The organism is Herbaspirillum autotrophicum (assembly GCF_001189915.1).
GTDB lineage: Bacteria > Pseudomonadota > Gammaproteobacteria > Burkholderiales > Burkholderiaceae_D > Herbaspirillum > Herbaspirillum autotrophicum.
Genome location: NZ_LFLS01000048.1, coordinates 16535 through 31950, shown reverse-complemented (window position 1 = coordinate 31950; position 15416 = coordinate 16535). Strand labels below are relative to the sequence as shown.

Sequence of the window (15416 nt, the reverse complement as noted above, 5' to 3'; positions counted from 1 at the left end):
GCTGACCATGACGGAAGATTTGTTGCCGGGCTTTGTGCTGGGGCAGGGTACGCAAGCCGCTTACGATGAAATCCGCAAACAGATTCCGGCGTGCCTGGACGGCGACCGCTGGTTCCACAACGACATCCAGATGGCGCATTCGTTTGTGACCAGCGGGTCGGTGCGTGACGCGGTTGCCACACAAATTGGCGAGTTCACCTGAGCCCCTGTCGTCATCACCATGAAATAGTGCAAGAATAGCCTCGCGTGGTCGTACTATTTCATTGCTTTTATCAAAAAAACAAAGGGAGCTGCCAATGTTGAACTCGATCAAAACGCGTATTCTGTTTTTTTGCATTTCCATTCTCCTTGTCAGTCTGGCAATCGTTGGCGGCGTTTCTTACTTGATTATCAAGGCCGACAATGATCGTTCGATCACGCAGAATTCCCGCTCGATTACCACCGGTTACGGGCTGGCGATTGATGAGTGGGTGGCCTCCAAAGCAGCGATGACGCAGGCGGCTGCCGATGGCGTACAACTGGCCGATCCCTTGTTTGTCATCAAGCAGTTGCAGAAATCGGGCAGCTTTTATGTCACCACGCTGGGGCTGGCCGACAAGACCGCCTTCACCTCGAGTGCCGACGGCTTGCCGCCCGGTTACGATCCGACCGGACGTGCCTGGTACAAGCAATTGGTGGCGGCCGGCAAACCGGTGGTGACCAAGCCGTATACCGATGTCGTCACCAAGAAGCCGATGGTGTCATTTACCGCGCCGGTGAAAAAAGATGGTCAATTGATCGGCGTGGTGGCGGCAGCAGTGTTTCTCGATGGCGTGCGCGAAGTGGTGACGGCGGTGCATCCGACCCCGGCCAGTTTTGCATTCCTGGTGGATCAGGATGGCTTGATGCTGGCCCATCCGGATGCCAAATGGATCAACAAACCGGCGACCGAATGGGCGGCGGCGCTGACGCCGCAGGCCATCAAGGAACTCGGCCAGTCGGCGGACGGCGTGCAAATGCAATTCGATGGCGCCACCAAGCTGTTGCAGACGACGCCGATCAAAGGCACGGAATGGACGCTGGTAGTCGCCATCGACAAGGCCGAAGTCACGGCCGGGATGCGCAAGGCGGTGCAGTCGTCATTGTTGGCGACCATCATCGTCGCGCTGGTGGCCGGGCTGTTGATCGGTGCCATTACCACTGCGATCTTCCGGCGGTTGTCACAGGTGCGCAAAGCCATGGATGACATCAGCTCCGGCAGCGGAGACATGACATTGCGTTTGCCCGAAGACGGCAACGATGAAGTGACGCAGATTGCCAGATCGTTCAATTTGTTCGTCAAGAAAATTACATTGATTCTGCGCGAAATCCGCACCACCAGTGACTCGGTCAAGGTGTCCTCACGCGAAATCGCTGACGGCAATCTGGACTTGTCGGGCCGTACCGAACAGCAGGCCGGGGCGCTGGAACAAACCGCGTCGGCGATGGAGCAATTGACCTCCACTGTGCGCCAGAACGCCGACAATGCGCGCCAGGCCAATCAACTGGCGGCGGCCGCTTCGGATATCGCGATTCGCGGCGGTCAGGTGGTGGGCAATGTGGTGACCACGATGGATTCGATCAATGCCTCGGCCAACCAGATCGTCGAGATCATCAGCGTGATTGACGGCATTGCCTTCCAGACCAATATTCTGGCGCTCAACGCGGCGGTGGAAGCAGCACGCGCCGGTGAGCAGGGACGCGGCTTTGCGGTGGTGGCGAGTGAAGTGCGCAGCCTGGCGCAACGCAGTGCGGCAGCGGCCAAGGAAATCAAGGTCCTGATCGACAATTCGGTAGAGAAGGTGGCCGACGGCAGTCGACTGGTGGGACAGGCCGGCAGCACCATGAACGATATTGTCGACAGCGTGCGCAATGTCAGCGCTATCGTCAGTGAAATTGCCAGCGCCAGCAGCGAACAAAGTACCGGCATCGATGAAATCAACCGCGCCGTGACCCATATGGATGAAACCACCCAGCAAAATGCAGCGCTGGTGGAGCAGGCGGCAGCAGCGGCGCAATCCTTGCAGGATCAGGCGGTCAAGCTGGCAGAAATCGTCGGCGGCTTCAAAATGGACAAATAAGGGCAGTAAGCGCGAGGGATTCATTCCCGGGCCGCGAATGTGCAGGCATTTCGGCCCGGGATGGTGCTGAAAGGCAATGTTTTCATTGTCAATTAGTCAATTTTATGAATTCTTTATTGATCCTTGGGCAATCCGTGGCACCGGACAATGTTCAACCGGGCGCATGTGCCTTAAAATGCGTCGATGCAAAATATTTCGACGAATACCGCACTATCGCAGGACGATGAGCAGCAAATCTCTCTTCAGACCTACTTCAAGCCGGAAATCTCCCCAGACGATATCGAACAGGTGTTCCTGCTAAAGCAGGCGCAGCCCCTGTTGCAGACGTTTACTGCCTTGTTTCACGGCGGTTTCAACGGCGTCATGGTGCGTCTGCTGGTGTTGCGCGAACTGGTCGCCGATGTCGGCAGTTCCACCGTGACGCGCGCCGATATCAATATGAAGCTCGGTTATCTTGATCCGGACAGTCTGGAAACCGTGTTGTCGCGTCTGCGCAGCTACCAGTTGCTGGCCTGGGATGCGGCGCAAGGGGTGTACCGGGTGACGCCGATGGCGCGCAATGTACTGGCCGCCATCGACAGTTTGCTGCTGACCGGCAAGGGCGACGATGAAGCCGACATGGGTTTCCTGTTGTCGCAAGTGGTTGGCGCGCAGGCGGTCGGCGGCGTGACCGTGGAGCAGTTGCATCACCTGCTGGGCCGGCTGGTGGAATTGACCGAAGAGTTTCGCGATGCGATTGCGTCCGGTTCGGAATTCCGTCTGCGCGCCGCGCAAGAGAAATGGAACAATGCCTGCGACTGGGTGGAAAAGGGATCGGCGATCATTCACGCCATCACTTCCGACTCCCAGGCGGATGCCGCCACCCATCGCGCGGCGCAAGCGATTGGCCGGGCCCAGAGTGCCTTGCTCAATATGCAGGGCATGTTTTCGCGGGCGCTCAATCAAATCGAACGCCAGCGCGTGCATCTGGGGCAATCCGGTTTGTCGACTACCGATATCAAGACCTGGCTGTTGCAGCAGGAAGATTTGGCGGCGCTGGCGATTGATGCCATTGCGCAGCCGGTCAAGCCGCTGTTCGTGACGCCGGCAGAAATGATTGACGTCGCCGAAAATGAATTGCTGGCCGACCGCGTGGCTGCCATCGACGCCAGTTTGCCAACCGGTGAAGATGCGCCGGTATCGCAAAGCCAGAGTGTCGGCATGCCGGCCGAACTGGGCGCCTGGCTGGACCGTCTGACCGAAATTGCCGATGCCCCGCCGAAAGCGATGAAGGTCGAACAGGCGCTGTTGCCGGCCTCGTTTGCCATCGCCTCGTACCGTGCATCTCTGTTGCCGCTGCTGGGCGACGAGAGCGAAGCGGTATTGCAGGGCGGCACTGCCACCATGGCCCGTTTGCCGCTGGTGTTCACGCCGCAGGACATTTTGCAGAAACTCAAAGATCCCTATGTCGCCGCGATTTCAGTCGGCGCCCTGACCCTTAACCCGCTGGCGCCGTCTGCGCCGCCGGCACCATCTACGCCAACGGATACGAAGCATGAATGACGACGCACAAATCCTGATTGCGCGACTATTGACGCATCAGGCCCTCACGCGCAAAGACAAGCTGGTCAAGCGCGCCTTGTCGGATGAATTATTCCGCATGGAAATCGATCAGCGCCTGGCCGCCTGCGGCATGAAGCTGCTCGACAACGTCTATGCCGACCACGTGACACTGGCGCTGACGCGCGATGTCGAACCGAAAGTGTTCGGCGAACGTGAAGTCTGGCAAAACAACAACATGGGGCTGGGCCGCGATGGCGTGGCTTTGCTGGTGGTGTTGTGGGCACTGATCATTTTGCCCAAGCGCGAACGGCAGGAAGCGCATCAGCATGCCGAGCAGGACCAGAACGACATGTTCGATAAAGAGAAGCCATTGCCGAGTGCGGAAGACGCTTCGATCGGCATTTCCTACCGCGCCTTGCTGGCTGACTTCGGCGACAAGCTCGGCAAGAAAACCCGTATGGACATGAATCTCGGCCAGCTCAGCCGCTTCGGTTTCATCGAACGTCGCAACGACATCATCCTCGAAGGTCCGCTGCTGGACTTGCTGATGGATACCGACACCCTGAAAGAACGCGTGGTCAATGGCGCATTGCAGGATATTTTTCAGTGGGCGCCGCGTCCTGCGGCCGTGCCTGAGGTCGCCGCCGACAGCGCGACTGAGGCTGTGGCCGACACCGCAGAAACGGCAGCAGAAGACATCGCTTCACCATCAGAATTGACATAGGTAATTCATGTTTCATATTAAATCGCTGGAAATGGTGCATTGGGATTACTGGCAACGGGTCAAGAATATTCCGCTGGACGCCAAGATCATCACCATCGCCGGACAAAACGGTTCCGGCAAGACTACCTTGCTGGATGCTTTGCGCACACTGTTCGGACTCGATTGTTCGATGGGGCGCAGCTACAAACATTACGCCCGCCACTCCGGGCAGCCGATGGTATGGCTGCGCGCGGTGGTGGATAACAAAGCCACCGGTCGTCAATTGTCGAACCGGCCGTTTCGCGGTTCCGGGTTCTTCAGCGAAGATGAAGTCACGCTGTTTTGCCAGATCCAGAAAAATGGCGGCGACTGGAAGCGTCAGTATCTGATGCTGGCCGGCGCAGTTGAAATCGAAGCGGTACCCGATACCGCCGACTGGCTGGGATTGGACACCTATCGCAAGCGGCTGGCCAATGCCGGCCTGTCGCCGGCGATGGCCAAAGTGCTGGCGCTGGAGCAGGGCGAGACCGACAAACTGTGCGAATACGCGCCGCGTCAGTTGCTGGATCTGGTGTTCCAGGTGTTCGGCGACAAGGAAGTGCTGGACGCTTACGATGAAGCCAAGCGCCATCAGCGCGATACCGAAGCCGAGCTGAAACGTTTCGAAACCGAACTGGAATCGTCACAGACCAATCTGGAACGCTTGCGGTTGCGGGTCGCCAACTACCATCGCTGGGATGGCTTGAACAAGGAACGGCGCGATTTGCAGGAAGAGGTATTGCCGAGCCTGCAGTATCACGAGATCCGCGAAAAGGCCGCCAACGTCAGCAAGGCCTTGCGCGAAACCAAAAAATCGCTGGCGGCGCAGGATGGCCAGTTGTCGGGCAAACGCCAGGAACTGGCGGAGCAGGTGGCCGCGCTGAGTGCCGCGAACCAGTTGGAAGCGAGCTTGGAAGAGGAAAAGTCGACGCTGGAAAAGCGTCTGCAAGTGCTCAACGACCAACTCAAGCCGCAAGAAAATCTGTTGCTGCAAAAAGATCGTCTGCAAAAACTGGCGGCTGATCTGGATGCCGATATTGCCGATGTCGCGGTGCAACTGGAACAGAAAGACAAGGAACTGATGCGTCAGCGTCAGGCGCGCGATACGTTGGAAACGCGTCTGGCCGCAGACCGTGCCGCGATTTCGGCACTCGAAGGCAAGTCGGCCATGCCAGAGCCGGAAAACGTGCGTGGCATGCGGCGCGCCTTGCGGGAAGCCGGCATCGGCCACGTCATGTTGCCGGATATTGTCGAGGTCACCGATCCGCGCTGGCAAGGTGCGGTGGAAGGGGTATTGCGCAGCTATGCTTCGGTGGTGCTGCTGGAAGACAAGAATCAGGCAGCCGCCGCGTTCCGCCTCGGCGAAAAAGAACGTTACGGTCACTTCATCGTGCCCGAGCGCATCAATGCGCCGAGCGTCAATGACAAGAGCCTGCTGTCGGTGGTGCAATTCAGCGGCCCGGTGCCGGGCTGGCTGATCGAGCAACTGGCGCGCATCACCCGGGTCGACTCGGTGGAAGCCGGCAGCCGCGCGGGTTCGGATGAATGGATTACGCCGGAAGCCTATCATCGCGAACGTCGCGGTGGCCGCTCGGTGTTTGTGGATGCCGCCCGTTATCGTTTCGGTCAGGCCGGCCGCAGCCAGCGTCTGGCGGCATTGCAAAAAGCCTTGCCCAAGCTGGAAGAAGAAGAGGATCAGATCACGCTGCGCATCAGCAAGATCGCCGGTGAAGTCAGTGCGCTCAAGAGTCGCATTGCCGGTGTTGATGCAGCCAAGGAATTGTCGGCGCGGCAGGCCGAGTTTGAAGAAGCCGAACGCAATGTGGCACCGTTGAAGGCGAATCGGACCGAAGTCGGCGCTCGTCTCGGCGAATTGTATAGCCTGATCAAGACTGCCACCGAAACCCGGACCCGTGCCGATGGTGCGTGGCATGCCGCCAAGCGTTCACTGGCGGAAGCCGAATCCGGCAGTCGTCAATCGTTCGCCCGTCATCGTGACGAACGCGCGGCGCATGCTGCCAATCTGTTGGCGGTGCATCGTGAATGGCGTCGTTTGCCGTTTGCGTGGCGGCGTTCGGAGCGCCGCCATCAACTGGCGCTGCAGTATCAGAATACCTATCAGGTGGAATTGCGGCTGAAAACGCTGGAAGCCGATCTGGAACGCGACGACTGGGAAACCGACTACACCGTGGTCGATCAGCATGTGCGTCTGGGCAGCTTGCTGCAAGGGCGTCAAGCCGAGACTGACGAACGTCGTTACCAAAACAATCGCGCGATTGAAGCCACCGGCAATGCCCGTGGCGCCTACATCGAGCGCTTGCGTTACACGATCAAGAGTTATGGTCGCAATGTGAAGGAACTCGGGGAGCTGGCCGGGATTGAGGTACATGTCGATCCGGTGCGCCTGGAAAACGATGACGTGCAACTGGCGCAGGCCGGTTTGCATGTGCGCTTCAAATTCGACGGCAAGGGCGCGATCGGCATGAACGATGGCGAAGCGTCCGGCGGTCAGCAGGTAATGAAGTCGCTGATCTTGCTGATCGGCTTGCTGAAATCGGATGACGGTGCCGGCGGCTTCGTCTTCATCGATGAACCGTTTGCCCACTTGGATATCCGCAACATCCAGCTGGTCGGCGAGTTCCTCAAGAATACCGATGCCCAGTATCTGATGACGACTCCGCTGACGCACAATACCGACGTCTACGATCCGTCGGAACTGACCCTGATTACCAGCAAGAAGAAACGTGAAAGCCCATGGGCGCAACCGATCTTCGTATTGCAGCGGCGCCGCGAGAAGGCGGCGTAATCAGGTAACATCACGATTGCCGGCGCGACATGATTGTCGCTGCCGGCAGTAACAAATCAGACATGGAGTTGATGTGGCAACAGGTTTTCCCTACAAAGGCAATCGCGTGATACCGCGCTTGCAGACACTGGACAGCGGCATGATTGTGGCCTGCTTCACGATTGAGTCGAACGATGGCGCAGTCGTGCGTTATGCGCGCGAAATGCCGACCAATGAATTCGCCAGCGAAGATGATGCAATTGCCTACATCCTCGATTTTTCCGGTGACTGGATCGATCAGAATCCGATCTGAAGCAGCCTTTGCGCCGCGTCGTCGCTGTCTGCAAATTACAGCGGCGGGGCGGTGCGACTCAATACCGATTTCAGCGCAAAGCTGGATTTGATATGGGCAATGCCCGGAATGCGCGTCAGCGTATTCGCCAAAAAACTCTGGTAAGTGTGCAGATCTTTCACGACCACGCGTAACAGATAGTCGGCATCGCCGGTCATCAAAAAACAACTCATCACTTCCGGCACCTGGGCAATGCGCTGCTCGAAGTTGACCAGCACTTCCTGTTCCTGCTTGTCCATCGACACCGATACGAACACCACCAGTTCACCGGCCAGCCGCGCTTCATCAAGCCGCGCAAAGTAACCCTGAATATAGCCGCGCTCTTCCAGCAAACGCACCCGGCGCAACGTCGGCGTCAGCGTCAATCCCACCTTGTCGGCCAGTTCGCGCCAGCCGATGCGGCCGTCAGAAGCCAGATGGTTGAGTATCTTGATGTCGATTTTGTCGAGTTTCATTTTATTGAGCACTACTAATATTCATTTTGTTAGTTAAAAATAACTAATATTTATACAAACGATAAACCAATATGGTTACAAATGCTAAAGGGCAAATTCTATACTGATTCCGCGAATAAAAACGAATCAATGATGGAGACGATAGTGAACCAGCCCGGCAGCCAGTGCGATTTGACCTATACCTCGGCCGAGATGTATGGCCGCGAATCCGGCCGTATTTACCTGACCGGCACCCAGGCGCTGGTACGGCTGCCGCTGATGCAGCGGCGACTGGATCGCTTGCACGGCTTGCATACGGCAGGCCTGATTTCCGGTTATCGCGGTTCGCCGCTCGGTACCTACGATCAGCAATTATGGAAAGCCTCGGCCCATCTGGCGGCGCACGATATCGTGTTTCAGCCGGGCCTCAATGAAGATTTGGCGGCCACCGCCTTGTGGGGCGCGCAAATGCACAAGGCGTTCGGCGAGGTGACGGCCGATGGCGTGTTCGGCATCTGGTATGGCAAAGGTCCCGGCGTCGACCGTTCCGGCGACGTTTTGCGCGCCGCCAACATGCTTGGCACATCCGCGCTCGGCGGTGTGCTGGCAGTGTCCGGCGATGACCACGCGGCGCAGTCCTCGATGTATCCGCATCAGACCGATGGCATCTTTCAATCGGCGTCGATCCCGATTTTGCAACCGGCCAATCTGGAAGAAATTCTGGCGTTCGGCCTGGCCGGGATTGCCATGTCGCGCTTTTCCGGTTTGTGGGTATGTCTGAAAACCATTGCTGAAGTGATTGAAACTGCCGGTTCCCTGCAATTGCCGGAGACCCCGGTGTACGTGACGCCAAGCGATTTCATCGTGCCCGCGCACGGCCTGAACTGGGACCCGCGCATTGCCTGGCCGGGCCAGCGCGCTGAACTGGAGCGTCGTTTGCTGGCCGAGCGTTTGCCGGCAGCGCTGGCATGGGCGCGCGCCAATGGCATCGACCGCGAAGTGGTGCCCGGCGCCAATGCCCGCCTCGGCATCGTCACCGTCGGCAAGGCCCATCAGGATGTGATGCAGGCGATACGCGACCTTGGCTTGAGCCACGCCGATCTGCAAGCCTTGGGCATCGCGATTTACAAAGTCGGCATGAGCTGGCCGCTGGAAACCGTCGGCATGCGCCGCTTTGCGGCCGGCAAGGAAGAACTGCTGGTAGTCGAAGAAAAACGCGCGATTGTCGAATCCCAGATCAAGGATGCGCTGTATCACAGCGATGCCACGGTGCGCACGCGGGTGGTGGGCAAAACCGACCAGCATGGCGCGCCGTTGTTGCCGGAAATATCCGAATTCAATCCCTTATTGCTGGCGCAAGTGCTGCTGGCGCGCATCGGTGAGCGCGCACCGGCACTTAAGGCCCGGTTGCAAGCGCTGCAAGCGGCCGCCAGCGGCGGGTTCCGTAGTGACGTGGCAACCCCGGTGCGGCGTCCCTATTTCTGCGCCGGCTGTCCGCACAATACCTCGACCAAATCGCCGGATGGTTCGGTATCGGGCGGCGGTATCGGTTGTCATGTGATGGCGCTGACCGAACCCGAACTGAAAACCAGCACCTTCAGCCAGATGGGCGGCGAGGGCGCGCAATGGATCGGTGCCGCGCCATTTTCGGCGACCCGCCACGTATTCCAGAATCTCGGCGACGGCACGTATCAGCATTCCGGCTTGCTGGCGATTCGCGCCGCACTGGCGGCCAAGACCAATGTCACTTACAAGATTCTGTACAACGATGCCGTCGCCATGACCGGCGGCCAGCCGGCCGAAGGCCAGATCGATCCGGCGCGCATCACGCGTCAGTTGCATGCCGAAGGCGTGAGCACCATTGCGCTGGTGTCGGATCAGCCACAACGCTGGCAGGGCAACGCCGAACTGGCGGCGAATGTCGTAGTGCATCATCGCGATCAGATGGATCAGGTGCAGCGCGAGATGCGCGAAGTGCCGGGCGTCACTGCCATCATTTATGAACAGACGTGCGCTTCGGAAAAACGCCGCCGGCGCAAACGCAAGGAATATCCCGATCCCGACAAACGGTTGTTCATCAATCCGCGTGTGTGTGAAGGCTGCGGCGACTGTTCGGTGCAGTCCAACTGCATCGCGGTGCAACCGCTGGAAACCGCGTTCGGCCGCAAGCGCGTCATCAACCAGAGTGCGTGCAACAAAGACTTTTCCTGCGTCAAGGGATTCTGTCCCAGCTTCGTCGAAATCGACGGCGTCCAATTGCGCAAGCCTGACGCGGCACGCATGAAGACGATTGAAGCGGACGCGCTGGCACAATTGCCGCCAGCCTCGATGGCCTTGCCGGCCCACGCCTACAACATCTATATCACCGGCATTGGCGGCACCGGCGTGCTGACGCTGGGTGCCTTGCTCGGCGCTGCGGCGCATCTGGAAAACAAGGGCGCCAGCGTGCTCGACTTTACCGGCCTGGCGCAAAAGAACGGCGCCGTGGTCAGTCAGGTGCGGATCGCTGCCAGCCCGGATGAGATCGACGCCGTGCGCATTGGTATCGGTGCCGTGGACTTGCTGATCGGCACCGATCTGGTGGTGGCCGCCGGGGCCGACAACTTGCTGCGGCTGGCTGCTACGCGCACCACCGCGATCGTGAATCTGGATCAGACCCCGACCGCCGATGTGGTCACGCAACGCGATGCCACATTGCCGGTGGATGCCATGCTGGACAGCGTGCAGCGCAACAGCAGCGTGATGCATACCTTCAACGCCAGCACCCTGGCGCAGCAATTGTTTGGCGACACCGTGGCGGCCCATACGCTGATGTTGGGGTATGCCTGGCAGCGCGGCCTGGTGCCATTGTCATTGGCGGCGCTGGAGCGGGCGATTGAATTGAATGGCGCCGCCATCGAGATGAACAAGCGGGCCTTGAGCTGGGGGCGGATTGCGGCTGCCAGCCCGGCGACGCTGGCCTTGCTTGATGGCGAGGCCGCTTCGGTGAACGCACCGGCGCCGAAGAATTTCGGCGATGCCCTGATGCATTTTCAGCAAGAGCTGGTGGCGTATCAGGATACTGCTTATGCTCAGCGTTACCGGCAATTGGCGATGCGCGCGCGTCAGGCCGAGCAGGCCGTGGCCGGTAGTGTCGACGACGGTGCTTTTGCGCTGGCAGTAGCACGGCAAGCCTACAAGTTGATGGCGTACAAGGATGAATACGAAGTCGCGCGGCTGTATGCCGCGCCGGAATTCAAGGCGGCGCTGATGCAACAATTTTCGGTTGCCAGCAACATCGGCATCTGGCTGGCACCGCCATTGCTGTCACGCATCGATGCTGCCACCGGCCGCCCGCGCAAGCGCAAGTTCGGCCCATGGGTATTGTCGGCATTCAAGGTATTGGCAAAGCTGCGCGGATTGCGCGGCAGTCGTTTTGATCCGTTCGGTCGTACCGAAGAACGGCGTCTCGAACGGCAACTGGTGACGGATTACTTTGCCATGATCGACACGCTGTGCGCCGGTCTCAATCGCGACAATCTGGCCGTCGCCACCGAGCTGGCCGCATTGCCGGCGATGGTGCGCGGCTACGGTCCGGTCAAGCTGGCAGCGATCAAGGATTACGAACAACAAAAGGCCTTGTTGCTGACCCGGTTCGCCAAGCCGGTGTTTCGTCAGATCAGCATCAAGGCAGCGTGAACGGCTTATCAGGAGAATCATGTGGAAATAAAGAATAAAACCTTCATCGTCACCGGCGCCGCTTCGGGTCTGGGCGCGGCGACTGCGAAAATGCTGGCGGCGGAAGGCGGCAATGTGGTGCTGGCGGATGTGAATCAAGAACAGGGACAACAACTTGCAGCGGAACTGGGCGCGCAAACAAAGTTTGTCTTGACCGATGTCACCGACGAAACCAGTGCGCAAGCCACGGTGGCTGAAGCGGTGCGCAGTTTCGGCAGCCTGCATGGTCTGGTCAATTGTGCCGGCATTGCACCCGCCGAAAAGATTGCCGGCAAGCAGGGCGCGCATGGACTGGCCTCATTTTCACGCGTGTTGCAGATCAACCTGATCGGCAGCTTCAATATGCTGCGGCTGGCAACACAGGCCATGCTGGAACATGGCGATGCGGACAGCGCCGAGCGCGGCGTGATCATCAATACGGCATCGATCGCCGCCTATGACGGGCAGATCGGACAAGCCGCCTATGCGGCATCGAAAGGCGGACTGGTATCGATGACCTTGCCCGTCGCGCGAGAACTGGCGCGCCATGCGATCCGCGTCATGACCATTGCGCCGGGCCTGATGGAAACCCCGCTGATGTTGGGCATGCCGCAAGAAGTACAGGATTCGCTGACGCGGACAATTCCGTTTCCGTCACAATTTGGCAAACCGGCTGACTTTTCCGGGCTGGTCCGGCATATCATTGGCAACAGCTACCTGAATGGCGAAGTGATCCGGCTCGATGGCGCTTTGCGCATGGGGCCGCGCTGACCCTGAACATGACACTGGAGACCAAATGATTCCGAATACCGAACAGGAAATGATCCGCGACACCATTCGCAGCTTCGCGCGTGAGCAATTGTTGCCGAATGCCGCCGCCTGGGAAGCCGGCGGTATCTTCCCGCGTGAAGCGCTGCAAGAGCTGGGGCGGCTCGGCGCACTGGGCGTCACCGTCAGCGAAGAGTATGGCGGCACCGGGCTGGACTATGCAACGCTGGCCTTCGTGCTGGAAGAAATCGCTGCCGGCCATGGCGCTACCTCGACTATTGTGTCGGTCCAGAATTCACTGGTGTGCGGCATTACTGAAAAATTCGGATCGCACGCGCAGAAGAAGCGTTATCTGACCGGATTCGCGACAGGGGAATTGCTGGGTTGTTTTTGTCTGACCGAACCGCATACCGGTTCCGATGCCTCGGCCTTGCGCACCACGGCGCGCCGTGACGGCGGCGGTTGGGTGCTCAACGGCGTCAAGCAATTCATCACCACCGGCAGCGAGGCTGATGTGGCAGTCGTGATCGCGGTCACCGACAAAGATAAAGGCAAGAAGGGCATGTCTTGCTTTCTGGTGCCGACCGATAGTCCCGGTTATTGCGTCACCGGGATTGAAAAGAAGCTCGGTCAGCATGCCTCCGATACCGCGCAGATCACCTTTGATCAATGCCGGGTGGATGGCGATGCGTTGGTCGGCGCCGAGGGCGAAGGCTACAAGATTGCACTCTCGAATCTGGAGGCCGGGCGTATCGGTATCGCCGCGCAATCGGTGGGCATGGCGCGCGCCGCATATGAAGTGGCACTCGATTATGCACGTGAGCGCGAATCCTTTGGTCAGCCGCTGACGGCGCATCAGGCCGTGGCATTCCGGCTGGCGGATATGGCCACCACGATTGAAGCGGCGCGGCAGTTGTTGCATCATGCCGCGGCACTCAAGGATGCCGGCTTGCCGTGTCTGAAAGAAGCCTCGATGGCCAAACTGTTTGCCTCGGAAGGTGCCGAAAAAGTTTGCAGCGCCGCTTTGCAGACACTTGGCGGTTACGGCTATACCCAAGACTTTGCCATTGAACGCATTTATCGTGATGTGCGCGTGACGCAGATTTACGAAGGCACCAGCGATATTCAGCGAATGGTAATTGCCAGAGCGATTGTCTGAGGTCTGACTGCCGGTACTGTTGCCGCAGCCATTACCGGCGGCGGCAACATGTCGTCATCACGCGGCCTGGCGTGCCCGCAGCAAATCTTCCAGACCGATGCGCCGAAACATTTCACTGCGGACCCGGTCAGCCACGCCATTGACGATTTCCGCGCCATCTTGCGACGGATCGATATGGACCCGGAACGGGCGCTGGCCGAATGGCAGATCGACCACATCGACAATGGCGTCAGCCACGGCGCCGGCATCGGCGTCGGCTGGCTCCAGCGCCGCCAGGCCCTGCAACGCCTGAGCGGCCACACCGGCATACGGGCCGTCGTTGTATGCGGCGACCCGGGCCAGATCAGCCGGTGCGCCGGAATGCGCAAAGTGGTTGGTGCCTTTGGTGAAAGCTCCCGGGACGATGATGGCGGTTTCGATGCCCCAGCGCGTCAGTTCACTCGCGTAGGATACCGCCAGCGAATCCATTGCTGCCTTGGCGGCGAAATACGGTGATAAAAACGGTGGCGTGCCGCCACGCGCGCTGCTCGATGATACCCACACCAGCAATCCCTTTCCCTGTTTGCGCAACTGCGGCAAGGCGGCACGATTGACGCGCTGCGTGCTCAACACGTTGATGTCGTAGAGCTGCGCGAATTGTTCCGGCGTGAAGGCTTCGGCCGGACCGAACGACATATGGCCGGCATTGTGAATCACCACATCGAGCCGGCCGCAATCGGCAATGATGCGGGCAATACCGGCGTCGACCGAAGCGTCGGCGGCGACATCCAGTTCGACCGTGCGCAACTCCACCTGATGTTGTGCCGCATAGTGTGCCGCGGCGGCCACTTGCGGCGCATTGCGCCCGCTGCTTTCGCGCATGCCGGCATAGACGATGTGACCGGCATCGGCCAAGGCGCGTGCGGTGAGGGCGCCGAAGCCGCTGGATGCCCCGGTAATGACGATAACCTGTTGCATGATGTTTCCTTTTTCTCGTGGCTGGTCAACGACAATCAAATCACACCGCCGTTGGCGCGCAAGGTTTGACCATTGATCCAGCTGCCGTCGGCACCAGCCAGGAAGGCCACGCTGGCGGCGATATCTTGCGGTTGTCCGAGACGTTCCAGCGGCGCCATCCTGGACAGTCGTTCCACCAGCTCTTGCGGTTTGCCGTTCAAAAACAAGTCGGTCGCGGTCGGTCCCGGCGCCACGGCGTTGACGGTGATGTCGCGGCCCCGCAATTCCTTGGCCAGCACGCTGGTCAGTGCTTCCACGCCAGCCTTGGTGGCGGCATAGGTGCCATACCCGGGTTGCAGCATGCCAACCACGCTGGAAGAAAAGTTGATGATGCGGCCACCGCTGCGCAAGCGTTTGGCGGCTTCGCGCATGGTGTTGAACGATCCCTTGAGATTGATCGCGATTTGCTTGTCGAAAGTGTCGTCGTCGGTATCGGCAACGGTGGTGGTTGCCATGATGCCGGCATTGTTGACCAGTATGTCAATGCCACCGTATTCCGCTTCTGCGGCGTCGAACAGGACGCGCACCGCCTCGGCATTGCTGACATCGCCTTGTACTGCCAGTGCTTTGCCGCCAGCCTGTTCTATCCGGGCCACGACGGCCTGGGCGGCAGCGGCGCTGCCGGCATAGTTGACGATGACGGCAAAACCGTCGCTGGCCAGACGCAGTGCGATGGCCGCGCCGATTCCGCGTGAGGAACCGGTGACGATGGCGACTTTTTGATGACTGTTGTTCATGTGAAACTCCGATAGTGAAGGTGGGTTGAAAGCCGCCCTGAGGTTTCCCGAATGTGTATCGCAAGGCAGTGACGACATCTTGCTCGTTAATTTAATCTGGATAAAC

The 15416-nt window shown here is 59.3% G+C and carries 11 protein-coding genes and 1 pseudogene; 9 read left to right on the top strand and 3 right to left on the bottom strand.

Annotation, left to right across the window (positions count from 1 at the left end; all coding sequences use genetic code 11):
- The 6 genes and pseudogenes from AKL27_RS28240 to AKL27_RS24945 all read left to right on the top strand — a co-directional run.
- A pseudogene (locus tag AKL27_RS28240) lies at positions 1 to 202 on the top strand (aromatic amino acid lyase); the annotation flags it as partial.
- A 94-nt stretch (positions 203 to 296) separates the two neighbouring features.
- Positions 297 to 2099 carry a methyl-accepting chemotaxis protein gene (locus AKL27_RS24965; RefSeq protein ID WP_050465600.1) on the top strand — a complete coding sequence of 601 codons (1803 nt, stop codon included), beginning with the start codon at positions 297 to 299 and terminating at the stop codon, positions 2097 to 2099.
- A gap of 183 nt (positions 2100 to 2282) precedes the next feature.
- Positions 2283 to 3641 (top strand): hypothetical protein, encoded by a 1359-nt coding sequence (locus AKL27_RS24960; protein WP_050465599.1) that lies wholly within the window; start codon positions 2283 to 2285, stop codon positions 3639 to 3641.
- Positions 3634 to 4365 carry a hypothetical protein gene (locus AKL27_RS24955; RefSeq protein WP_050465598.1) on the top strand — a complete coding sequence of 244 codons (732 nt, stop codon included), beginning with the start codon at positions 3634 to 3636 and terminating at the stop codon, positions 4363 to 4365. Before AKL27_RS24960 ends, AKL27_RS24955 begins: the two co-directional genes overlap by 8 nt.
- Before the next feature lie 7 nt (positions 4366 to 4372).
- Entirely contained in the window at positions 4373 to 7189 is a 2817-nt protein-coding gene (locus tag AKL27_RS24950) for an ATP-binding protein (protein WP_050465597.1), read from the top strand.
- A 73-nt stretch (positions 7190 to 7262) separates the two neighbouring features.
- Positions 7263 to 7481, top strand: a complete 219-nt coding sequence (locus AKL27_RS24945) for a hypothetical protein (RefSeq protein ID WP_050465596.1) — start codon at positions 7263 to 7265, stop codon at positions 7479 to 7481.
- A 35-nt stretch (positions 7482 to 7516) separates the two neighbouring features.
- Here the strand turns inward: AKL27_RS24945 and AKL27_RS24940 are convergent, their stop codons facing one another.
- Positions 7517 to 7975, bottom strand: a complete 459-nt coding sequence (locus AKL27_RS24940; RefSeq protein WP_050465595.1) for an Lrp/AsnC family transcriptional regulator — start codon at positions 7973 to 7975, stop codon at positions 7517 to 7519.
- Positions 7976 to 8119: 144 nt separating this feature from the next.
- On the opposite strand from AKL27_RS24940, the gene AKL27_RS24935 reads away from it, so the two are divergent.
- From AKL27_RS24935 to AKL27_RS24925, 3 genes are read left to right on the top strand one after another with little or no spacing between them, the layout of a single operon-like run.
- Positions 8120 to 11632, top strand: a complete 3513-nt coding sequence (locus tag AKL27_RS24935) for an indolepyruvate ferredoxin oxidoreductase family protein (RefSeq protein WP_232311098.1) — start codon at positions 8120 to 8122, stop codon at positions 11630 to 11632.
- Positions 11633 to 11653: 21 nt separating this feature from the next.
- On the top strand, positions 11654 to 12421 hold the full coding sequence (locus AKL27_RS24930) for a 3-hydroxyacyl-CoA dehydrogenase (protein ID WP_050465594.1): 768 nt from the start codon (positions 11654 to 11656) through the stop codon (positions 12419 to 12421).
- Positions 12422 to 12446: 25 nt separating this feature from the next.
- Positions 12447 to 13577, top strand: coding sequence for an acyl-CoA dehydrogenase family protein (locus AKL27_RS24925; protein WP_050465593.1), 1131 nt, complete (start codon positions 12447 to 12449; stop codon positions 13575 to 13577).
- 57 nt (positions 13578 to 13634) lie between these two features.
- On the opposite strand, the gene AKL27_RS24920 is transcribed toward AKL27_RS24925, so the two are convergent.
- Both AKL27_RS24920 and AKL27_RS24915 read right to left on the bottom strand, forming a co-directional pair.
- On the bottom strand, positions 13635 to 14534 hold the full coding sequence (locus AKL27_RS24920) for an SDR family oxidoreductase (protein WP_050465592.1): 900 nt from the start codon (positions 14532 to 14534) through the stop codon (positions 13635 to 13637).
- 35 nt (positions 14535 to 14569) lie between these two features.
- Positions 14570 to 15310 carry an SDR family oxidoreductase gene (locus tag AKL27_RS24915; RefSeq protein WP_050465591.1) on the bottom strand — a complete coding sequence of 247 codons (741 nt, stop codon included), beginning with the start codon at positions 15308 to 15310 and terminating at the stop codon, positions 14570 to 14572.
- Positions 15311 to 15416 lie beyond the last annotated feature (106 nt).